Below are 21,210 nucleotides of genomic sequence, written 5' to 3'. Positions count from 1 at the left end.
CGGAGCGAAGGTCGAATTATCTCTGCGGGAGTCCCTCAGGAAACACCCAGGAAGGGATAAGGCCCCGGATAGGTCCCGACCGGAATGAGGTGGGTCAGAAATCCGCCGTCACGCCATTCGTGAAGCAGCATGCCGCCTGGCTCCTTGGTCAGGCTGTTGCCGGCATTGGCACGCTGGTCCAGCGTGACCGCATGCGAAGTGCCGGGACAGACCTGGCACAGGCTGCCGGAAAAAAGCCCGGCGATGGAGCGGTGCAGATGCCCGCAGACAAGCCGGACCTGCCCGGAGTGCAGGGAGAGGGCGCTGCCGAGGCTGTTCGCATCGTGCAGGTTCTGCGCGTCCATCGCCTCGATGCCCACGGCAAAGGGAGGGTGATGAAATCCGACAAGGGCCGGTTTGTCGCCAATGTCTGTCAGAGCATCCGTAAGGAACGACAGGGTTGCCGCTTCAAGGGTGCCGTGTGCGGCATTCTCGGTGAGACTGTCGAGCCCGACTACGGCAAAGTCTTCAAGGTCGATCTGCCAGTTGACGGGGCCCGTCCGGGGCATCCAGTTTTCGCCGGAGAAGCTTTCCCGCATCGGCTCGCGCCGATCATGGTTGCCCGGCAGGACCCGATAGGGCAGTTCGAGATCCGCCATCAGGTTTTTGAAGCGGTCGTATTCTTCCGGTGTTCCATGTTCCGTCAGATCACCGGTGACGATCACGAGATCGACTGGCCCGATCCGGGGCAGCAGGCGATTGATTGTGGCGACTGTCTCGGCAAGGGCTGCGGCAGTGTCGACCTGGTCGTAGGCGAGGGTCCCTTCGGGAACGATATGGGTATCGGAAATCTGAATGATCTTGGTCATGAATGTGTCGATGTCTGGTCTGCGAGATAGATGAGGTCGGAAGGGTCGATGGTGAGGCGCACGGTGCTGCCGCTTTCAGGGGCTGTTCTGCCCGGGTGCTGAAGATAGAGAAGGCTGCCGTCCGGCAGGACACCACCGACGGCAAGACGGAAATGACCGCCGGAGAAGGTGACGGTTTCCACCTTTCCTTCCAGTGATCCTGCCTGGTCGAGCCGGATGTTTTCCGACCGTATGTAGGCCGTTTTGCCGGCGGCGCTTGCCGGAAGCTCCAGGCGTCCACCTGGCAGGTGAAGGACACCGTTTTCCATCTGTCCTGCCAGAGGCATGGCGTTGCCGATGAACCGGGCGACGAAGGTATTCGCCGGTGCGTGGTAGAGCTCTTCAGGGCGGCCGACCTGCAGCATTGTTCCGCTCGACATCACCGCGATCCGATCCGCTATCGCCATGGCTTCGCTCTGGTCGTGGGTCACGAAAACAGCCGTGATCCGGAACTGGCGCAGCATGGCGGCAAGTTCGTCGCGAAGGCTGTCGCGCAAGGCAGCGTCCAGGGCTGACAGCGGTTCGTCCAGCAGCAGGATCTTCGGGCGCGGTGCCACGGCCCGTGCCAGGGCCACCCGTTGGCGCTGGCCGCCCGAAAGGGCATGGGTCGGCCGGTCGGCGTAGTCGGTGAGGCGGCACAGGCGCAGCACCTCGTCTACACGTTGCCGGCGTTCGTCCGCCGGGACTTTTCTAACCTTCAGGCCGTAGCCGACATTCGCGCGCACGCTCATGTTTGGAAAGAGCGCGTAGGACTGGAACACCATGCCGACATTGCGGTGTTCCACGGCAAGCCCGGTGACGTCGGTCTCGTCGAACCGGATCCGGCTGCCTGCGTCTGGGCGTTCCAGTCCGGCAATGATGCGCAAAAGGGTCGTCTTGCCACAGCCGGAGGGGCCGAGCAGGGACAGGATTTCACCGGGGCCGACGGTCAGGTCGGTCGGGCACAGCGCCCGCGTGCCGTCAGCAAACGTCTTGGCGGCGGTTTCGATTGTCAGGGTCATTGAGCGATCCTTTGCGCTCTGGCGGAGGCCCATTGCATGGCCATCAACAGCGGCACGATCATCGCGAAGAAGACCAGCGTATAGGCGGAGGCAACCTCCAGCCGCATGGAGGCGTAGCTGTCGGCAAGGCCGACGGGCAGGGTTTTCAGATAAGGCGTGTGCAACATCCAGGTGAGGTTGAACTCGCCGATGGAAAGCGTCACCACGGTCAGCGCACCTGCCAGGATGCCCGGCATGGCATTGGGCACGATTACCGTTCGAAACCGCGTGAAGGCGGACGCACCGAGCGTTGCCGCGCTTTCTTCCAGGCTGCGGAAATCCATGGCCATCAGAACGGCCAGGACAGAGCGCACCATGAACGGCAGCGTGTAGAGAACGTGGCCGACCAGGATGAAGGTCCAGGACGTGCGGAAGCCGGACAAGGTCCCGTAAAGCTGCAAGAGCGCAAGCGCCAGCGCAAGGCCAGGAATGGCGAGGGGAAGCGAGATGAATTCTTCCAGCATGCGCGACAGACGGCCGGGATTTCTGGCAAGGGCGTAGGCCGCCGGAACGCCGATCACCAGCGTGACGACAAGGCAGGCAATCGCGAGCCAGAGCGACAGGAAGATGCTGGCAGAATAAAGCTCCCAGACCCGCCCGATCCATTTCAGTGTCAGTCCGGAAGAGAGGCCTCGGAAATAGTTGGCTGTTACCCCGGCCAGGATCGACTGGATGGCCGGGACCAGCAGAAAGGCGGCGATGACAAGCGTGACCGCGCATTGCAGCCACCAGGCGAGAGATCTTTTCATGTCAGCCTCCCGCCGCAACCGTCGTTCCCGCAAAACTGCGGGCGACATAAAGCAGGGCCCAGGTCACCATACCCAGCAGAACGGAGAGGGCGGACGCCATGGCGATATTCGCCGACAGGGTGAACTCGGTGTAGATCACCATCGGCAGCACATCGATGTTGGTGGCCAGCGTAAAGGCGGTGCCGAAGGCGCCCATGGCGGTGGCGAAGGCAATGGCGCCGGCGGCAACCAGGGACGGCGCAAGACCGGGCAGGATCACGTCGATGACGATACGCCAGGGCGACGCGCCGAGGGTGCGGGCGGCTTCTTCCAGCGCGGGGTCAAGTTTTTCCACCGCCGCCATCACCGTCAGCAGGACGCGCGGAATGGAAAAATAGAGATAGCCGAGGAAGAGGCCGGTCAGCGAATAGGCGAAGACGATGTGCCCGGGCAAAAGCTGGTTGAAAAGCCCCTGACGTCCTCCCAGGAGGATGATCAGGAAGCCGATGACGACGCCCGGAAAGGCGAGCGGCAGGGTGAGGACGGAGAGCAGCAGGCCGCGTCCGATAAACCTGTTCCGCGCCAGAAACAGACCGGCGGTGGTCGCCAGCACCAGCGCGGCAAGGCTGACCGCCAGCGACACCAGCACCGTGTTGACCAGAGTTTCCAGATAACGCGGTGTCTGCAGGATCTGCAGGTAGATCTGCCAGCCGGCTTCCGATTCAAACGAAGCCTGAACCAGGCGCACCAGCGGCAGTGCCAGAAAAGCGAGGGTGAATACCGCCAGCGGCACAAGGCAGGCGGTCACGAATGTTCTGTCGGACATGAAGGATGCCTTCGGGAAAACGGGCCGGAACGCCGATGCACTCCGGCCCGCAAGGTCAGGACGTTATTTGACTTCGTTCAGGTAACGCTCGCCGAAACCGGCCTGGGCGCGTTCCATGTGGGCATAGTCGACGGCAACCGCGCGCTCGTAGTCGCTTGCAGGCAGGAACTTGGCTGCGACTTCAGCCGGCAGTTCCACCGGGCGGGACGGCTGCAGGTAGGCGTTGGTCCAGATGGCCTGGCCTTCGTCGGAGAGGATGAAGTCCAGAACCTTCCTGCCGGCTTCTTCATGCGGCGCACCTGCCACCAGGCTCATCACGTAGGGAACGCGCACGGAGCCTTCGCACGGCAGCACGAATTCGAAGTTGCCGTCTTCTTCGTATTTGCCGCGGTAGGCGTTGAAGTCATAGTCGAAGAGGATCGGGATTTCGCCGGAAACGACGCGTGCGAAGGAAGTCTGCTTGGGAACGATCGGGTCGTTTTCGGCCAGTTCCTTGAAGTAGCTGATGGCCGGATCGAAGTTCTCCAGATCACCGCCGAAGGCCAGATTGACGGCAACCGCGCCTGCATAGCCGACGAAGGCGGATGACGGATCGAGATAGCCGACCATGCCGCGGTATTCCGGCTTCTTCAGATCGGCAAAGCACTGCGGCACCGGTGCATCGCCGAGGGCGTCAACGTTCACGAACAGGCCAAGCGTGCCATAGTGAACGGCGAACCATTTGCCTTCCGGGTCCTTCAGGCCTTCGGGAATATCGTCGAAACCGGCAGGTTTATAGGCGGTGACGACACCTTCGTTGCCGGCCTTGATGCCCGTCGTTACGCCGTAATAGGCAACGTCGGCAACCGGTGCGGCTTTCTCGGCCAGAAGCTGGCTGAGGGTCTGGCCGGAATTCTTGTTGTCATGCGGCATGGCAATGCCGAGTTTTTCGTTGATGGCTTCCAGCATCGATGCCCAGTCGGCCCATTGCGGCGGGCAGTTGTAGCAAACGGCATCTTCGGCCTTTGCCGGCACGACGGCCGCCATTGTCATGGCCAATGCGAAAAGTGTACGTTTCATGTCAGTGACTCCTAAGCGATCTCAAGCAGGTCTCGGGGTTACTCATGGGATGGCAGGGAAGTGGCAGCTTCTCTGCCATCGGCTTTTCCGGGAACGGGAGGGCCGAGGCTGCCTCCGGCCCGGAAACTGAATGTGGCGGCAGCGGACGGCAGGTCGGGTGTTGGCCGGTCCAGCAGCCTTGCCAGGACGGATTGGACCGCGCCCTGACCCATTGTGCGCGGATCGGTTTCGACGGTCGCCAGATGCGGGTCGACCAGCAGGCCGGTGGAAATGCCGTCGAATCCGACCAGCGACAGATCGTCGGGAATACGCTTGCCGAGGGCCCGTGCGGCCTTCATGGCGGCAAGGGCCAGAAAGTCGTTCGACGCGAAAATTCCGGTCAGGGCCTGGTGTTCCGCCAGAAGCGTGCCGAGCAATTCCAGAAGGTTGCCCTCCTGCTCCTCGATTTCCAGAAGAAGCGGGTCCGCCATGCCGAATTCGCGGCACGCGGCGGCGAAGCCTTCGTAGCGTTCGCGCGAGCGGTCGGAGCGGTGGAACCGCAGGGCGAGGAAGCCTGTTTGAACGTGTCCCTCGTCATGGAAGGCCTGTGCGACCTCGCGCGCTGCCGCCCGGTTGTCGACGGCCCATGCGGGCAGGCCGAAAGACGCGCGATTGTAGACAAGGCAACAGGGAAGCCGCCGGTCCCGGATCAGTTCCAGGGCTTCGCTGTCCGAAGCGTTGTTGACGGTCAGAACCAGGCCGTCGACCTGTTTGGCAATCAGGGTGCGCGCGGCCTGAAGCTCCTGCATCTCGTCGTATTCCGAACAGGCCAGAATGAGCTGATAGCCCTCGAGGTGGGCTTCCTGCTGAGCAGCCTGGACGACTTCGGCGAAAACGGGATTGGCAAGGGAGGGGACGATGCAGCCGATGGTCTTGGTCGAGCTGCTCTGCAGGGACCGGCCAAGCGCGCTGAACTCGAAACCGAGTGCGTCTGCTGCCGAAAGAACCTTCCGGCGTGTGTCGGCGCTTGCGGAGCCGGTGCCGTTGAGAACGCGGCTTACCGTTGCAATGCCGCAACCGGCCTGCTCGGCAACATCCTTGATCGTCGGTGGTCGCGATCTCACTCCTGGCTCCCTCAGTCTTGGAAACGTTTCCAAGGCTGAATACAGGGCGTCGATGTCACTTTGATGAAAGCGTTTCCAAAAAGGGAGGGAGGCGCTTTTTTAAGGCGCAGACGTTCGCCGGAGCCCGGCTTGAAACCCGCCGCCCGCGGGGACAGGCGGCGGGTCATGGGTCAGAACTTCTTGGCGAAGCTCAGCTTGAAGCTGCGGCCCGCACCTTCGTCTTCGCTCAGGTGGTTCCGGTAGGACTTGTCGAAGACGTTGTCGACGTTGAAGCGGACCTCGCTATCCGCCATGAAACCTTCTTCCGGTTTCCAGGCGGCATAAAGGTTATGCAGCACATAGCCGGCGGTTTCCTGTTCGTCGGACCCCACGCGGTCCTGGGCGGCGTAGAAGTCGCCCTTCCAGCCGAAGTCGAGGTTCCAGGGGCGGTAGACGTATCCGATCTTCAGGAACGCACTGTCGGCGGGGACGGCATTCATGTAGCCGCCGGTGCTGACGTTGTTGCCCCGGATCAGCGAGGCGCCAAGCGATCCGTAAACGCTTTCCGTCCAGTAGGAGGCTTCCAGTTCAAGCCCTTCGTAACGGGCTTTCGGAATGACCTCTGTTACCACCGACGAGCCGTTCCAGTAGCTGGCGTAATAGTTGGTGACGTTGTTGCGGAACGCCGTTCCCTTCAGGCGGAAGGCATCGCCACCCATGATCAGGTCGTCGAAGGACAGCGTGACACCGGCCTCGAAGTTGTTCGACAGTTCCTTGTCGAGATCGTTGACGACATAATTCGAGAACACCTCGTCGAGAGACGGCAGGCGCTCGGTATGAGCGACGGAGCCGAAGACGCCGAGCCACTCGGACATCTTGATCATGGCTGCCAGCTTCGGAGAATAGCCGACGGCGCTCTTGTCCTCGTTCAGGTCAACAGTCGTGCCTTTGCTGTTCACATAGCTGCCGACAGACACATTGCTGTAGTCGATCCGCATGCCGGGAATGAGGGTGATGCGGTCGTTCCAGACCAGTTCGGCCTGCGCGTATCCACCAACGTTGACCGTTTCGCCTTCCGGGTGAGAGTTCGAACCGGATTGAGTATAGTTCGCAAAATGGCGTGGATTGAGCCGCTCCTGATACTGGCCGTCGATCCCGGTCGTCACATAGGCCATCCAGTCTTCACCCAACTGGAACGTGGCAACGTTGTCAGCCTTGCCCTGCCAGGTTTCATAGGAATATTCTGAGCTCATGCCGAGAGAGTAGACGCAGCTATTTGGGCCGTAACAGATCGGGTCCTGGTTCTTCTGCTCAACCCGCGTGTCGGACCAGCTGACCTGTGCCTTCACATCAAGCAAATCGTTGCCGGTGAAGGCATTTTGGTAGCCGATGATCGCGGTCTGGTCGGTAACCGTCCGGTCCACGTCTCCAAAGGTGTTCTCCCAGGAAATCTGATCGTAGTTCTGGTTGTCCTCGTCGCTCGACCAGTTCTGGTAATTTGCGAAAACGGACTGGTCGTCGTTCTCCCCGAAGGTGTAACGGGCCTTGATCAGGCCGTTGATGGAGTTGAAATCCGTGTCCGGGACTTCGTTGCCCTGGCCGTCCGTGATGTCCTGAGACTGCCGGTAGTTGAGGGCACCGAGCAACTCGAGGTTCTTGACCGGTTCTGCCGCGATGATCGCACTACCCAGCCAACCGTTGCCATTGGAATCCCATGACGTTTTCAGCCGTCCGCCGATCAGGTCACCCGAATCGAGGAAATCGCTGGCGTCCTTGGTGGTGAAGGTGATCACACCGCCCATGGCGCCGGAACCATAGAGCGTCGAGGACGCCGGTCCGCGCAGGACCTCGATCTGCTTGTAAAGCTCCGGATCGGAGAAGAACGAGCCCATCCGGTACTGTTCGAAGAACTTGTTGACCCCGTCGACCTGCATGATGATCCGGGTCTCGTCGCCCGAAAGGGCTTCGCCGATACCGCGGATATTGATGCTTTCGCCGAGGATCGAGTTGCTGCCGATCGGTGTGACGCCCGGAATTTCCTCGAAAACGTCGCCGATCGAGCGCGGTTGCAGATCGTCGATTCGTTCCTGATCCAGCACCGTGACCGCCTGCGGTGTGTCGATGGCGACTTTCGGAACGCCTGCACTGACCACGATCTGCTGCAACACAGACACCGGCTGATCCTGTCCGGTGGCAGGTGCCGCCGATGCGGCATCCGGTGCCAGATCCTGTGCCGCTGCCCCGCAATTAAAAGCCAGAACCCAAAGGGCAACACCCCCCATCAAGCGGGAGTTGCCGGTCTTCTTTAGCCCCATAAAAATTCTCCAAGAGTGCGCGTTGTTCGCGTCCTTTTCGCTGCCTCTCACACAGCGTTATAAACATGAGTCAGTGACTCATGTATTGTGTTCCTAATGAAATATGAATATATGAGTCAAGTATTAGATTGCGGCGTTTGAGGAAAACCGTTTCTTTGGAATGAATCCAAAATACCCAATGATCCCAGAATGTTACCCAACGGGATGATGAGGCGGCAAACTGAAGATGCGCAGCAGGAAGACCATAGCGATTAGGGGCAAAACTCATGAATGCCGATCAGATTTCCTCTGAACCCAGGCAAGGCGCTGCCAGCATCCGGGCGGCACGCGCAAACAATCCGAAGATGCGCGAGCGCGATCTGGCACAGATGCTCGACATCACGGAGGCGGAGCTTGTCGCCAGCTTCGTGGGGCATGGCGTGCGCCGAATCGAGCCGCGGTTCGATGACCTGTTTCCGGGGCTGCAGAGCGTCGGCACCGTCATGGCACTGACGCGTAACGAGAGCGCGGTGCACGAGAAGATCGGGCCCTTCGAGAAATTCGTGAACGGCAAGCGGGCAGCCCTGATGCTGGGTGAGCAGATCGATACACGCATGTTCCCGGCCAACTGGGTGCATGGTTTTGCCGTCGAAAAGGCTGACGGCAACGACATCCGCCGGTCGCTGCAGTTCTTCGATGCCCATGGCGACGCGGTGATGAAGATCCACACCCGTGCGGAAACGGACCTGGACGCCTGGAACGCACTGGTCGACAAACTGGCGTTGGAAGACCAGACGCCGGATGTGCTGCCGGAGGTAGCCAGGGCAGACCCGTTCCGCCGCAAGTCGCCGTCGGAGGGTGCTGAAACGGTTCTGCGCGCCCGCTGGCAAGCGATGACCGATCCGCATCAGTTCCACGGACTTCTGAAGGATCTGGACCTCGACCGGGTCAGCGCGTTCGAGCTGGCGGGCGATGCCTGGGCCTGGCCGCTCGATCGCGGCGCGATCCCGGCCTTGCTGCGTCTGGCCGCTTCGGAAAAGATCCCGATCATGTGTTTCGTCGGCAACCGTGGCTGCATCCAGATCCATTCGGGTCCGGTGGAAACCGTGATGGACAAGGGCCCCTGGATCAACGTCATGGACCCGACCTTCCATCTGCATCTGCGGACCGATCACATCTATGAGGTCTGGGCGGTGCGCAAGCCGGCGGATATCGGTCATGTCACCTCCATCGAGGCCTATGACAGCGATGGCCAGCAGATCATCCAGTTCTTCGGTGTGCGCGGTGAAGGCAACCGGGAGCGGACCGATGGCGCGGCCTTGCCGAAACATGCCGAACTCGACGTGCGTCCGGCTGGGAGCAGCACATGATCGGGTCCCTTCACGTTTTGCAGTGTCTCTGCGGCTGTCGTTCTGACCGCCGCGGCGGTTGTCCTGCCCGGCAATCCCTTGTTCGCCGAAGGGTCAAGCCGTCCGGAAAGCAACCAGATCGTCGCCATCGGCGGCTCCGTGACAGAGATCGTCTATGCCCTTGGTGAAGACAACAGGCTGATTGCCCGCGACAGCACGAGCATCTACCCGGCAGAAGCTTCAAGCCTGCCGGATGTCGGCTACATGCGCGCGCTTTCACCGGAAGGCGTGTTGTCCGTCAATCCGGATCTGATCCTGATGCTGGAAGGCAGCGGTCCGCAGGAAGCGCTGGACGTGTTGCACAAGTCCGGTGTGGCGCTGGCGGATGTGCCGGAGGCCTACACCGCAGAGGGTATCCTCCGGAAGGTGCGCGTCGTCGGCGAGGTGCTCGGCGTTCCGGCGAAGGCCGAAGCTCTTGCAGGCAAGCTTGAAGAGGATCTCGCCGAAGCGCAACGTGCCGCGGAAAGCAGGACCGAAGGGGTGCGCGTTCTGTTTGTTCTGTCGACAAAAGCCGGGCGTATTCTTGCGGCCGGATCCGATACGGCGGCCAACGGCATTCTGACCCTGGCAGGGGCGGAAAACGCCACGTCCGGCTTTTCCGGTTACAAGATCCTCAGCGACGAGGCCATCATAAGCGCGGCACCCGATGTGGTGCTGATGATGGACCGGCATGGCGACGGTGACGGCGATGCCAGCGGTGATGCCCTGTTCAATCATCCGGCGCTGGCACAAACGCCGGCAGGCCGGAACAAGCGGCTGGTCCGGATGAACGGCCAGCTCCTCCTCGGGTTCGGTCCGCGCACGGCCGAAGCTGTCCGCGAACTGTCGAACCGCCTGGCGGACACGGCAAGCTGATGGCCTTGATGAGTGAAACGGCGCTGGCCGGCAGAAGCGGGCGGCTATCCTCGCTGCTCGGTCTTGCCGATCTCAAACACGGAGACCGGGCGCCCCTCGCGCGGGCGGTCATTGTGCTGCTCGCGGCGTTCACCTGTCTTGTCGTTCTGGGAAGCCTTGCCATCGGCCCGATCTCGATCCCCGTTCTGGAGCTTCTTCCCCATGTGCCGTCCTATATCGTTGGGGCAGGGGAGCAGGTTCCGGACGGCGTTTCGGCCAGAGACTGGATCGTGCTCATGGATATCCGCCTGCCGCGCGTCACGCTGGGAGCGCTGATCGGCGCGGCCCTGGCGGTGTCCGGTGCGGTGATGCAGGGGCTCTTCCGCAATCCGCTGGCGGATCCAGGCATTGTGGGCGTCTCGGCCGGGGCGGGGCTCGGCGCGGCGGCGTTCATCGTTCTGGGAAATTCGCTGCTCGCCCCGGTGATGGCACTCCTTGGCATATACGCGGTCCCGCTGGCGGCCTTTGGCGGTGGTCTTGCGACGACGTTGCTGCTTTACCGGATCGGCACACGCGGCGGCATCACCTCGGTGGCGACATTGCTTCTGGCGGGCATTGCGCTTGGGGCGCTCACCGGTGCAATCACCGGTCTGCTGGTTTATGTGGCGGATGATCAGGAACTGCGCGACCTGCAGTTCTGGGGGCTGGGCTCGCTTGCGGGCTCCAACTGGCAAAAGGTTGCGTCCGCCGCACCCATCATCCTGGCCATGCTCGTCTGTGTGCCGTTCCTGGCGCGCGGTCTCAACGCCTTGACTCTGGGCGAGGCCGCAGCCTCTCACATCGGCATCAAGGTGCAGCGGCTCAAGAACCTCAGTATTCTGCTGGTGGCGGCCGCAACGGGGGCCTGCGTGGCAGTCAGTGGCGGCATCGGGTTTGTCGGCATTGTCGTGCCGCATCTGCTGCGCCTCACAATCGGTCCGGACCACCGCTACATGCTGCCTGCCGCAGCGCTTCTTGGCGCCTGTCTGCTGATTGCCGCCGATACGCTGGCGCGCACCCTCGTGGCTCCGGCCGAAATGCCCATCGGCATCATCACCGCCTTTGCGGGCGCGCCATTTTTCCTCTGGATCCTGCTGCGCAAGCGCGGCCTTACAGGTCTTTAAGGGGGCGTAATGTTGCACAGGACAATTGAAAACGGCACGGCACTGACGCCCGATCTTTTTGTCGAGCAGGTGTCTGTTTCTGCCGGCAAGACCCGGATCGTGCAGGACCTTTCCTTTCATGCAAAGGCGGGCGAGGTGCTGGCGATCATCGGGCCGAGCGGCTCCGGCAAGACCACCTTGATGAAAGCCATGACCGGGGACATGCCCTATTCCGGAGCGATTACGCTGGCCGGGCTTGAGGTCAGCGGCCTGTCGCCGGAGGTTCTGGCGGCCATGCGCGGAGTGTTGCCGCAGGCGAGCCAGATTTCCTTTCCGCTGAATGTGGCCGAAGTGGTCGGACTGGGCGTGACCGGCGGACGCCGGGACAGACACTTTCGTGCCCGGCGCATCGCCGAGGCGCTCGCGCAGGTGGGCCTTGCCGGGTTCGAAGGGCGGAGCTATCAGGACCTGTCCGGCGGCGAGCAGCAACGGGTGCAGCTCGCGCGCGTGTTGTGTCAGGTGTGGGAGCCGCTTCCGCAAGAAGGCCTGCCGCATTGGCTGTTCCTGGACGAGCCGGTGTCCAGTCTCGACATCAAGCATCAGGTCCAGATCATGCAGCTTGCGGCCGATTACGCCAAACGCGGCGGCGGGGTCGTTGCTGTGATGCACGATCTCAATCTGACCGCGGCCTTCGCCGACCGTGTGCTGGTCATGCAGGGCGGGCGTCGTCTCGCCTTCGGTGTGCGCGACGAGGTGATGCAGGCCGGGCTGCTGTCGAAGGCTTACGACTTTCCGCTGGAGATCCTGACACGTACGGGCGGGGGACGGCCGGTGATCGTTCCGGTGGACAACGGCTGACGGGCCCGTCGCCTCGGGTCGCTGCTGCGCCGTCAGGCGCCTTTCAGGGAGCGCAGCGCGGCGATCATTTCGTCCGAATCCCATACCCGGTCACCGATGGCGGCAAGGACGACCTTGCCGGTGCCGTCCAGAATGTAGGTCACCGGCAAGCCGCGCAGGAACCAGGTGCTCGGCATCGCCTTGTCCGTGTCCATCAGGACGGTGAGGCCGTCGTAGTCGATCTCATCCAGAAAGCCTTCGATCCGATCCTGCCGGTCGCCGACGTTGACGGCAAGCACCGAAAAACCTTCGGGGCCAAGTTCCCGGTTGAGCCGCGCCAACCCAGGCATTTCCTTTCGGCAGGGCGGGCACCATGTCGCCCAGAACGACACCAGCAGGATCTTCCCGGAATAGTCGGAGAGCGTGTGGACGGTGCCGCCAAGATCGGGGAGATCGAGTTTTGGCTCGATGGAAAAAGCCGGTTCGGCCAGGCCAAGCCGGTAGAAGTCGTTGCCTGCCGCAAACGCGGTTCCCGGCAGCATCGCCATTGCCGCGCTGCCTGCCAGAAAGTCCCGTCGGTTCAAGTGTCTCATGCCCGTAATCCCGCCTTGCCGCGATCTGTCGTACAGGCGACGGTCAAAACCTCGCCTGTCAGTGAAGGCAAAGGTAAGCGCAGCGGGGCAAATTGAAAGGCAAAAGGGATCACATTGCGCACACGGTGGCGCGAGCGTGATCCCCTGTCATTTATGAGGCCGCGCCCTAGCTGGCTCTGGCCTGAAGCGAGGCCACGCCGCTCTGGAACCGGCCGTCGATATAGGCCTTCAGGGTTTCGGCAACACCTTCCGTAGCGATCATCTCCGCGGCATAGCTGAACGCCCTCAGGAAGTTGCCGTCGAAGGCGAGGTTGCCGAAGAGCTCCGGCATTTCGATCAGATCCGTCTTGCTGGCATAAACGCTTTGCGCCCAGGACTTGAGAAGGCCGGCGTTATTGTCTTCGATGACATGCGGTTCCCCAGCCTCGTTTTGGCCGAGGCAGTAGCGGCACCACAGCGCCGTTTCCAGAGCAAGACCGGCAATCGGCAGTCCCTTGTCCAGCCGGTCCTGGATCGACGGCAGGATGAACTTCGGCTGACGGTTGGAACCGTCGAGGCAAAGGCGGGGGATCGTGTCACCCACCGCAGGATTGGAGAACCGCTCCATCACCGTGGTGAGATAGGTCTGAAAGCTGACGCCGGGGATTTCCGGAACGGTGGGCAGGATCTCGTCTTCTTCCAGCTTCCGCAAGAAGGCGCGGATCAGCGGGTCGGCCATGGCGTCATGAACGAAGTAAAGCCCCAGCAACGCACCCGGATAGGCGATGGCCGCATGGCCGCCGTTGAGAATGCGCAGCTTCATCAGTTCGTAAGGCGCGACATCGTCGACGAATTCGACGCCGACTTTTTCAAGAGCCGGGCGGCCTGCCGGGAAATGATCCTCCAGCACCCATTGGCGGAACGGCTCGCAGACGACGGGAGCGGCATCGGTCAGGCCGAAACGCTCCTGCACCAGGCTGCGTTCGCGGTCGCCGGTCGCCGGCGTGATGCAATCGACCATTCCGTTCGGAAAGGCGACGTTGTCGGCGATCCAGCTTCCCGCTTCCGGGGACAGTGCCTTGGCAAACCCGGCAACGGCCTGTTTTGCCATGTGGCCGTTTTCCGGCAGGTTGTCGCAGGACATCACGGTGAAGGGGGCAAGGCCCTTGTCGCGCCTTGCCAGCAGAGCGGCCACAAGCACGCCGAAAACCGTTTGCGGGGCATCGGGAGACGCCAGATCCGCCTGGATTTCCGGGTGGTTGACGTCAAAGCCGCCGGTGTTCGGATCGACAAAATAGCCGCCTTCGGTGATCGTCAGCGAGACGATGCGGATGTCAGGGTCGCCAAGGCGTGCGATCAGCGCCTGCGGGTCGACATCGACAAAGTCGATCATGGCACCGCAGACCTGCGCGCTGAGGCCGTCCGGATCGAGTTCGACCACGGTTGTCAGCCAGTCCTGGCCTTGCAGGCGTTCGCGCATGGCCTTGTCGTAGGGCTTCAGACCCGCGCCGACGATGGCCCAGTCATGGCCTTCGCCAAGATCGAACAGCTTGCTCAGGTAGATGGCCTGATGCGCGCGGTGAAAATTGCCGACGCCGATGTGAAGGATGCCGGGGGAAAGGTCCGACCGGCGGTAAGCCGGTGCCTTGACGGTTTCAGGAAGAGAGGAGAGCACAGTTTCATCTAGTTTCTGGGTCATTGGTCAGCTCATCCAGTTGCCGCCATCGACGTTGTAGGTCTGCGATACGATGTAGTCCGCGTCCTTCGACGCCAGGAAAACAGCCATACCGGTGAGGTCTTCCGCGGTGCCCATGCGCCCGAACGGCACGGAGGCTCCAACCTGAGCCTTCTTTTCGCCGGGCTGCAGGCCTTCGTATTTCGCGAACATCGAATCCACGTGGTCCCAGTGCTCGCCGTCGACGACGCCGGGGGCGATGGCATTCACGTTGATGCCATGTTCGATCAGGTTGAGGCCGGCCGACTGGGTCAGGCTGATGACGGCGGCCTTGGTGGCGCAATAGATGCCCACCAGCGCTTCGCCGCGCCGGCCCGCCTGGCTGGCCATGTTGATGATCTTGCCACCCTGGCCGCGCCTGATCATCGATTTCGCCGCGGCCTGCATCATGAACAGGGTTCCGGCGACATTGATATCGAACAGGCGCTGGTAGCTTTCGCGGGTGATCTCGACGATCGGTGCCAGATCGAACAGCGCCGCATTGTTGACCAGGATGTCGAGCCCGCCGGTCTTCTCCTCCACGGCCGCAATGGCCGCATCGATGGAGGATTGGTCGGTGACGTCCAGCCGAAGGGCATAGGCGTTCGGGCCGATTTCCCTGGCCGCAGCTTCAGCGCCTTCAAGGTTGATATCGGCAATCGCCACCTTGGCCCCTTCTTCCACAAACCGCGCGGCAAAGGCCTTGCCGATACCCCGGGCAGACCCGGTTATCAGCGCGGATTTTCCTGCAAGTCGGCTCATGCGATTCTCAAGTCCTGATTGTCGAAGCGGTGGATCTTGTCCGGGGCCGGGGTCAGGTGAACAATGTCGCCGTGGCGGAAACCGATCTCGCCGGACGAGCGCACGGTGATCGGTTCATCGACGCCGTCCATGTCGACATAGAGGAAAGTGTCGGAGCCAAGGTGTTCCGACACGCCGACCTTGCCGACCCATTTGCCGTCGCTTTGCGAAACGGTCAGATGTTCCGGCCGCACGCCGATGGTGGCTGCATCGAATTCGTCAGCGAAGGAGCCCGTCAGGAAGTTCATCTTGGGCGAGCCGATGAAGCCGGCCACGAACTTGTTGCGCGGCGTGTGATAAAGCTCCAGCGGCGAGCCGACCTGCTCGATCCGTCCAGCCTGCAGCACCACGATCTTGTCGGCCATGGTCATGGCTTCCACCTGGTCGTGGGTCACGTAGATCATGGTCGTCTTGAGGGACTGGTGCAGCTCGGAGATCTCGAGGCGCATGTTGACGCGCAGGGCTGCATCGAGGTTCGACAGGGGTTCGTCGAACAGGAAGGCAGCCGGTTCGCGCACGATGGCACGGCCGATCGCAACACGCTGGCGCTGGCCGCCGGAAAGCTGGCCCGGGCGCCTGTCCAGATAGTCCGTCAGGTTCAGCACCTTGGCGGCCGCAGCCACCTTGGCGTCCTGCGCGGCCTTGTCGATACCGGCCATGCGCAGCGGGAAGGCGATGTTCTTGCGCACCGACATATGCGGATAAAGCGCATAGGACTGGAACACCATGGCAAGGCCGCGTTTTGCAGGTGGCACTTCGGTGGCGTTCTTGCCGTCGATGGTGATGTCGCCGGAAGACACATCCTCCAGGCCTGCAATCAGCCGCAGGAGTGTGGACTTGCCGCAGCCGGACGGACCGACGAACACCACGAACTCACCGTCGTCGATCTGCAGATCCAGCGGCGGGATGACCTGAACGTCGCCGAAGCTCTTGGTAATCTGGTTGAGGGTTATCTGACCCATGTTCAGGTCTCCTATTTAACCGCGCCGAAGGTCAGGCCGCGTACGAGCTGCTTCTGGCTGAACCAGCCGATGATGAGGATCGGGGCGATTGCCATCGTCGAGGCAGCGCTCAGCTTTGCGTAGAACAGGCCTTCCGGGCTGGAATAGCTGGCAATGAAAGCGGTGAGGGGGGCAGCGTCGACAGCCGTCAGGTTCAAGGTCCAGAACGCTTCGTTCCAGGACAGGATGATGTTGAGCAGCAGGGTCGAGGCAATGCCGGGCACCGCCATGGGCGTCAGCACATAGACGATCTCGGACCAGAGCTCCGCCCCGTCCATTCGCGCGGCTTCCAGGATTTCGCCCGGAATTTCGCGGAAGTAGGTGAACAGCATCCAGACGATAATCGGCAGGTTGATGAGGGTGAGCACCATCACGAGGCCGATACGGGTGTCGAGAAGGCCCGTGTCCCGGAACAGCAGATAGATCGGGATCAGCACGCCGACCGGCGGAAGCATCTTGGTGGACAGCATCCACATCAGCACGTCCTTGGTGCGCTTGCCCGGCACGAAGGCCATGGACCAGGCCGCCGGTATCGCGATCAGGAGGCCCAGCAAGGTGGAGCCGAAGGAGATGATGACCGAGTTGGAGAAGTGCCGGAAATAGTCCGAACGCTCCTGGACCGTGCTGTAGTTTTCCAGAGTCCAGTCGAAAAACAGGAAGCTGGGAGGAGACGCAATGGCTTCTGCTTCCGTCTTGAAGCTGGTCAGCACGGTCCACAGGATCGGGAAGAAGATGGCGATGCCGACGGCCCATGCACAGATGGTGACGAGGGCCTTGCGGCGGGTGGAGACTGCGCGCGCCATGGGTCAGGCCTCCAGGTTCTTGCCGATCATCCGCATCAGGAAGATCGCAACGATGTTGGCGAGGATAATGGCGACCACACCGCCGGCCGATCCGCCGCCGACGTCGAACTGCAGCAGCGACTGGGCATAGATCAGGTAGGTGAGGTTGGTCGAGGCATAGCCCGGACCGCCATTGGTGGTGACGAGAATTTCCGCGAAGACCGACAGCAGGAAGATCGTCTGGATCAGGATCACGACCGTGATCGAGCGGGCCAGATGCGGCACCATGATGAAGACGAAGCGGTTCAGGAAATTGGCGCCGTCCATTTCGGCCGCTTCCAGTTGTTCGCTGTCCAGCGACTGAAGCGCGGTGAGCAGAATGAGCGTTGCAAAGGGCAGCCACTGCCAGGCGACGATCAGGATGATCGAGAAAAGCGGCGCGTGGGAAAGAAAGTCGAACGGTTCCAGCCCGAGAAACTTCGCAAAGTAGGCGAACAGGCCGTTGACCGGGTTCATGAACATGTTCTTCCACACCAGCGCGGAAACGGTCGGCATGACGAAGAACGGGGCAATCACCAGAATGCGCACGATCCCCTGGCCCCAGAAGGGCTGGTCGAGCAGCAGGGCCAGCAACACGCCGCCGATGATGGTGATGAGAAGGACGCCGCCGACAAGCAGCAGGGTGTTCTTCAGCGCTGCAAAGAAAGCCGGATCGGTGAGGAAGAACTCGTAGTTGGTCCAGCCGGCCCACTCTTCCATTCCCGGAATCAGCAGGTTGTAGCGCAGGAAAGAGAAATAGAGGGTCATCGACAGCGGGATGATCATCCAGCCCAGCAGCAGCAGAACTGCCGGAGAGATCATCAAACGGGCCGCCGCCCGTGAGTGTTGGGTAGCCATGGTGTGACCTTTGCTCGGTCAGAGCTCACGCGGAAGAGGAGGAGACCGGCGGGACGGGCAGGCACCCGCCGGTCCGCGAAGGCTTCTACTTGAGGTAACCGGCCTTCTTCATTTCGCGTTCGGTCGCAGCCTGTGCTGCGGCCAGGGCGGCGTCAGCATCCATCGAGCCAGCAAGAGCTGCGGAGAATGCCTGACCGACAACAGTTGCCATGCCCTGGAATTCCGGAATAGCGACGAACTGCACACCGACATACGGGACCGGATCGACGGTCGGATTCTGCGGATCAGCTGAGTTGATGCTGTCCAGCGTCATCTTTGCGAACGGAACTTTCTGGTATTCCGGGTTTTCATAGAGAGACGTGCGAGTTCCCGGGGGGACGTTCGCCCAGCCTTCTTCGGCCGCAACCAGCTCCAGGTATTCTTTGGAAGTCGCCCACTCGATGAACTTCTTCGCAGCAGCTTCCTTCTGGGTGCCGGCCGGAATGGCCAGAGACCATGCCCACAGCCAGTTACCGCGCTTGCCAAGGCCGTTGTCCGGTGCCAGAGCGAAGCCGACCTTGTCGGCAACCTGGCTGTCCTTCGGGTTGGTCACGAAGGAGGCCGCCACGGTGGCGTCGATCCACATGCCGCACTTACCGGTCTGGAACAGAGCCAGGTTTTCGTTGAAGCCGTTGGACGAAGCGCCTGGAGGGCCTGCTTCGTTCATCACGTCGAGATAGGTGGTCAGGGTATCTTTCCACTGTGGCGTGTCGAACTGCGGTTTCCAGTCCATGTCGAACCAGCGGGCACCGTAGGAGTTTGCCATGGCCGTCAGGAACGCCATGTTCTCACCCCAGCCGGCCTTGCCGCGCAGGCAGATGCCGTAGATTTCGTTTTCCTTGTCCGTCATTGCCTTGGCGGCTTCGACGATAAAGTCCCAGGTCGGGGCTTCCGGCATTTCCAGGCCGGCCTTTTCCATCAGGTCCTTGCGGTACATGACCATGGAGCTTTCGCCGTAAAACGGTGCTGCATAGAGCTCGCCGTCAACGGTCAGGCCGCCACGAATGGCCGGCAGGATGTCGTCCACATCGTAGCTTTCCGGCAGGTCGTTCAGGGAAACGAGCCAGCCCTGCTTGCCCCAGATCGGAACCTCGTAGGTGCCGATGGTCATGACGTCGAACTGACCGCCCTTGGTGGCGACGTCAGTGGTGACGCGCTGGCGGAGAACGTTCTCCTCCATGGTCAGCCATTTGACTTCGATGTCGGGGTTCTTGTCGGTGAAATCCTTCGTCAGACCCTGCATGCGGATCATGTCGCCGTTGTTCACGGTTGCGATGGTGATGGTTTCTGCAGATGCGGATGCGCACAGAGCCACCATTGCACATGCGCTGAGCAGCGCACGGGTATGAAATGCCATTTTTTCCTCCCAAGCGAGATTGGGCATTTGCCATTCTTGCGGGCAAATATTCGCTCGATTTCGCGGCGTGAGTCAAGATGTGAATCGCCTAAAACTAAAAAGGCTTCTCGCTGCACTGCGAAAAGCCTTTTAAATACATATAGTTATATGTGATGGGTAATAGCTCAGAGTTTGAGCAATTGCTCAGCCGTGGTCTCGTTGGTGATCAGGCAATTGATGAATTTGCCATTCAAAGCGCCCAGCATGGCCGGCACCTTGCCGTCGCCCGCTGCAATTCCGTAGACCGGTTTTTCCCCCGCCGGCAGCAGGGGGGCGCTGGCAACAAGGTCGTTGGTAAGTCCTTCGACGAGCGCGCCTTTCCTATCGTAAACCCAGCTCGTGATCTCGCCGATGGCACCGGCTTTTTCCAGGGCGCGCATTTCGTCGTGGCTGACGAATCCGTCGACCGTCAATGGCGCAGTTGGCCCCATGTTGCCGATACCAACGAAGGTGACGTCGGCCTGACGGATGAGATCGAGGATATTGTGCACCGCTTCCTGGTTGTGCAGAAGCTGAAGTTCTTCTCGGGAGCGGGCGAAGACAGGCAGCGGCATTGGGTAATGACGGGCATTGATGCGGTCCGCGAGCCGGATGATGACGTTGTAGGCCGAAGCCGAGCCATCCGACATCATGTTGCCCAGGAGCGAGACGATGCGGTGCTGCGGGCAGTCCATCATCGGCAACTGATCGACCGAGGCGCGCAGGGCTCGGCCGGTGCCATAGGCGATGATCTTCGGTGTTTGGGACCGGAAGTGACGCTCCATCTCGGCAGCCGCCGCCAGTGCAATGCCGACGGTGGAGGACGGCGCGTCGGGGTCGCTCGGCACGATCTCACAGCTCTGCAAGCCGAAGCGTTCGGTCAGGCGGCTGCTCAATTCCATGCAATGGGCAATCGGATGATCGAGCCGGACCTTGATCAGGCGCTCGCTGACCGCAAGCGACACCAGTCGCTGTGCCGACTGCCGCGAGACGCCGAGCTTGCGGGCAATCTCGTCCTGGGTGTTGCCGGCAACATAGTATAACCAGCCGGCGCGGGCGGCATCGTCGAGACGGGATGCCTCGGCAGGAATTTTCTGTTTCATCTTAGTTGCCGTTTTTCTTCAGATCCGGCCTAAGCTGAAAGAATTCGCCGAAAGATGCAAACACTTGCGTGGAACCGGCCGCGGCAGTGCTGGAGGTCGCAAGTCCCGTGAGATGCGATCCGCCAATGAAACGATAGACTTCCATACCGGCGGCAAGGCCTGCCTTGATGCCGTTTTCACTGTCCTCGATCACCAGGCAGCGCTCGGGTGCAACGCCGTGTTTTTCCGCTGCCAGCAGGAACAGGTCCGGGGCGGGCTTGCCGTGGGCAACTTCGGAAGCTGTCGTCGTGCGTCCGGCAAACAGATCCGTCAGTCCAGTGATTTCCAGCGATCTGGCAAGCCGCGGCGGGCTGGAACTGGTAGCCAGGCAATAGTTCACGGCAAGGGCCTCGATCACCTCTCGTGCACCCTCGACCGGCCGGAGCTCCGCTTCAAAGGCGCTGAGAAGACTTGCCCGGTAGGCGGTTTCGAACTCCGGCGGCAGGTCGACGCCGAACTCCTGCCGGATCTGCTGCAGAACCACCGGATAGCTTCGGCCCAGGAAATGGTGGGCGACATAGTCCATGGTGATGTGGACATTGCGCGTCGCAAGCTCCGCCACCAGCATGCGCGCACTGATGACTTCGCTGTCGATGAGCACGCCGTCGCAGTCGAAGATGACAAGGTCGATTGGCTGATTCAAGCTCGAGGTTCCTGCCTTACGATTGTTTTTGGTGTCTAGAAGCAAGTCACCCTCATCCTGAGGAGGACCGTCAGGTCCGTCTCAAAGGATGGGCGGCACACTCGGG

The 21,210-nt window shown here is 61.5% G+C and carries 20 protein-coding genes; 4 read left to right on the top strand and 16 right to left on the bottom strand.

Annotation, left to right across the window (positions count from 1 at the left end):
* Positions 1-35: 35 nt before the first annotated feature.
* The 7 genes from SIAM614_RS19910 to SIAM614_RS19880 all read right to left on the bottom strand — a co-directional run bounded on the left by SIAM614_RS19910 (position 36) and on the right by SIAM614_RS19880 (position 7,937).
* Complete coding sequence (locus tag SIAM614_RS19910) at positions 36-848, bottom strand: phosphodiesterase (RefSeq protein ID WP_006937319.1); 813 nt, start codon at positions 846-848, stop codon at positions 36-38.
* Positions 845-1,888 (bottom strand): ABC transporter ATP-binding protein, encoded by a 1,044-nt coding sequence (locus SIAM614_RS19905; protein WP_006937318.1) that lies wholly within the window; start codon positions 1,886-1,888, stop codon positions 845-847. Before SIAM614_RS19905 ends, SIAM614_RS19910 begins: the two co-directional genes overlap by 4 nt.
* On the bottom strand, positions 1,885-2,676 hold the full coding sequence (locus SIAM614_RS19900) for an ABC transporter permease (protein ID WP_040440647.1): 792 nt from the start codon (positions 2,674-2,676) through the stop codon (positions 1,885-1,887). The genes SIAM614_RS19905 and SIAM614_RS19900 overlap by 4 nt, the downstream gene beginning before the upstream one ends.
* 1 nt (position 2,677) lies before the next feature.
* Positions 2,678-3,481, bottom strand: a complete 804-nt coding sequence (locus SIAM614_RS19895) for an ABC transporter permease (protein ID WP_006937316.1) — start codon at positions 3,479-3,481, stop codon at positions 2,678-2,680.
* 63 nt (positions 3,482-3,544) lie between these two features.
* Positions 3,545-4,540, bottom strand: a complete 996-nt coding sequence (locus tag SIAM614_RS19890) for an ABC transporter substrate-binding protein (protein WP_040440645.1) — start codon at positions 4,538-4,540, stop codon at positions 3,545-3,547.
* A gap of 38 nt (positions 4,541-4,578) precedes the next feature.
* Complete coding sequence (locus SIAM614_RS19885; RefSeq protein ID WP_006937314.1) at positions 4,579-5,643, bottom strand: LacI family DNA-binding transcriptional regulator; 1,065 nt, start codon at positions 5,641-5,643, stop codon at positions 4,579-4,581.
* Positions 5,644-5,813: 170 nt separating this feature from the next.
* Entirely contained in the window at positions 5,814-7,937 is a 2,124-nt protein-coding gene (locus SIAM614_RS19880; RefSeq protein ID WP_040440644.1) for a TonB-dependent receptor domain-containing protein, read from the bottom strand.
* A gap of 266 nt (positions 7,938-8,203) precedes the next feature.
* On the opposite strand from SIAM614_RS19880, the gene SIAM614_RS19875 reads away from it, so the two are divergent.
* The 4 genes from SIAM614_RS19875 to SIAM614_RS19860 all read left to right on the top strand — a co-directional run bounded on the left by SIAM614_RS19875 (position 8,204) and on the right by SIAM614_RS19860 (position 12,159).
* On the top strand, positions 8,204-9,286 hold the full coding sequence (locus tag SIAM614_RS19875; protein ID WP_006937312.1) for a hemin-degrading factor: 1,083 nt from the start codon (positions 8,204-8,206) through the stop codon (positions 9,284-9,286).
* A 78-nt stretch (positions 9,287-9,364) separates the two neighbouring features.
* On the top strand, positions 9,365-10,180 hold the full coding sequence (locus SIAM614_RS19870; protein ID WP_006937311.1) for a heme/hemin ABC transporter substrate-binding protein: 816 nt from the start codon (positions 9,365-9,367) through the stop codon (positions 10,178-10,180).
* On the top strand, positions 10,180-11,322 hold the full coding sequence (locus SIAM614_RS19865) for a FecCD family ABC transporter permease (RefSeq protein ID WP_006937310.1): 1,143 nt from the start codon (positions 10,180-10,182) through the stop codon (positions 11,320-11,322). Before SIAM614_RS19870 ends, SIAM614_RS19865 begins: the two co-directional genes overlap by 1 nt.
* Before the next feature lie 9 nt (positions 11,323-11,331).
* Positions 11,332-12,159 carry a heme ABC transporter ATP-binding protein gene (locus tag SIAM614_RS19860; protein ID WP_006937309.1) on the top strand — a complete coding sequence of 276 codons (828 nt, stop codon included), beginning with the start codon at positions 11,332-11,334 and terminating at the stop codon, positions 12,157-12,159.
* Positions 12,160-12,191: 32 nt separating this feature from the next.
* Here SIAM614_RS19860 and SIAM614_RS19855 read toward each other — a convergent pair whose 3' ends face one another.
* From SIAM614_RS19855 to SIAM614_RS19815, 9 genes are all read right to left on the bottom strand, one after another.
* Complete coding sequence (locus SIAM614_RS19855; protein WP_006937308.1) at positions 12,192-12,731, bottom strand: TlpA family protein disulfide reductase; 540 nt, start codon at positions 12,729-12,731, stop codon at positions 12,192-12,194.
* 166 nt (positions 12,732-12,897) lie between these two features.
* Positions 12,898-14,409: a mannitol dehydrogenase family protein gene (locus SIAM614_RS19850; RefSeq protein WP_006937307.1), complete on the bottom strand. Its 1,512-nt coding sequence runs from the start codon at positions 14,407-14,409 to the stop codon at positions 12,898-12,900.
* A gap of 3 nt (positions 14,410-14,412) precedes the next feature.
* Positions 14,413-15,186 (bottom strand): L-iditol 2-dehydrogenase, encoded by a 774-nt coding sequence (locus SIAM614_RS19845; RefSeq protein ID WP_006937305.1) that lies wholly within the window; start codon positions 15,184-15,186, stop codon positions 14,413-14,415.
* Complete coding sequence (locus tag SIAM614_RS19840) at positions 15,183-16,187, bottom strand: ABC transporter ATP-binding protein (protein ID WP_006937304.1); 1,005 nt, start codon at positions 16,185-16,187, stop codon at positions 15,183-15,185. The genes SIAM614_RS19845 and SIAM614_RS19840 overlap by 4 nt, the downstream gene beginning before the upstream one ends.
* Before the next feature lie 11 nt (positions 16,188-16,198).
* The gene (locus SIAM614_RS19835; RefSeq protein WP_006937301.1) at positions 16,199-17,029 is read right to left on the bottom strand and encodes a carbohydrate ABC transporter permease; all 831 of its coding nucleotides are present in this window, start codon (positions 17,027-17,029) and stop codon (positions 16,199-16,201) included.
* Between the two features lie 3 nt (positions 17,030-17,032).
* On the bottom strand, positions 17,033-17,905 hold the full coding sequence (locus SIAM614_RS19830) for a carbohydrate ABC transporter permease (protein ID WP_040440643.1): 873 nt from the start codon (positions 17,903-17,905) through the stop codon (positions 17,033-17,035).
* Between the two features lie 85 nt (positions 17,906-17,990).
* Positions 17,991-19,301 (bottom strand): ABC transporter substrate-binding protein, encoded by a 1,311-nt coding sequence (locus SIAM614_RS19825; RefSeq protein ID WP_040440673.1) that lies wholly within the window; start codon positions 19,299-19,301, stop codon positions 17,991-17,993.
* A gap of 164 nt (positions 19,302-19,465) precedes the next feature.
* Positions 19,466-20,422, bottom strand: a complete 957-nt coding sequence (locus SIAM614_RS19820; protein ID WP_006937289.1) for a sugar-binding transcriptional regulator — start codon at positions 20,420-20,422, stop codon at positions 19,466-19,468.
* A 1-nt stretch (position 20,423) separates the two neighbouring features.
* Entirely contained in the window at positions 20,424-21,104 is a 681-nt protein-coding gene (locus tag SIAM614_RS19815; protein WP_040440642.1) for an HAD family hydrolase, read from the bottom strand.
* Between the last annotated feature and the right edge of the window lie 106 nt (positions 21,105-21,210).

The organism is Roseibium aggregatum IAM 12614, from assembly GCF_000168975.1.
Classification (GTDB): domain Bacteria; phylum Pseudomonadota; class Alphaproteobacteria; order Rhizobiales; family Stappiaceae; genus Roseibium; species Roseibium aggregatum.
The sequence above is the reverse complement of the archived record's forward strand: the minus strand, read 5'-3'. Positions and strand labels throughout refer to the sequence as shown.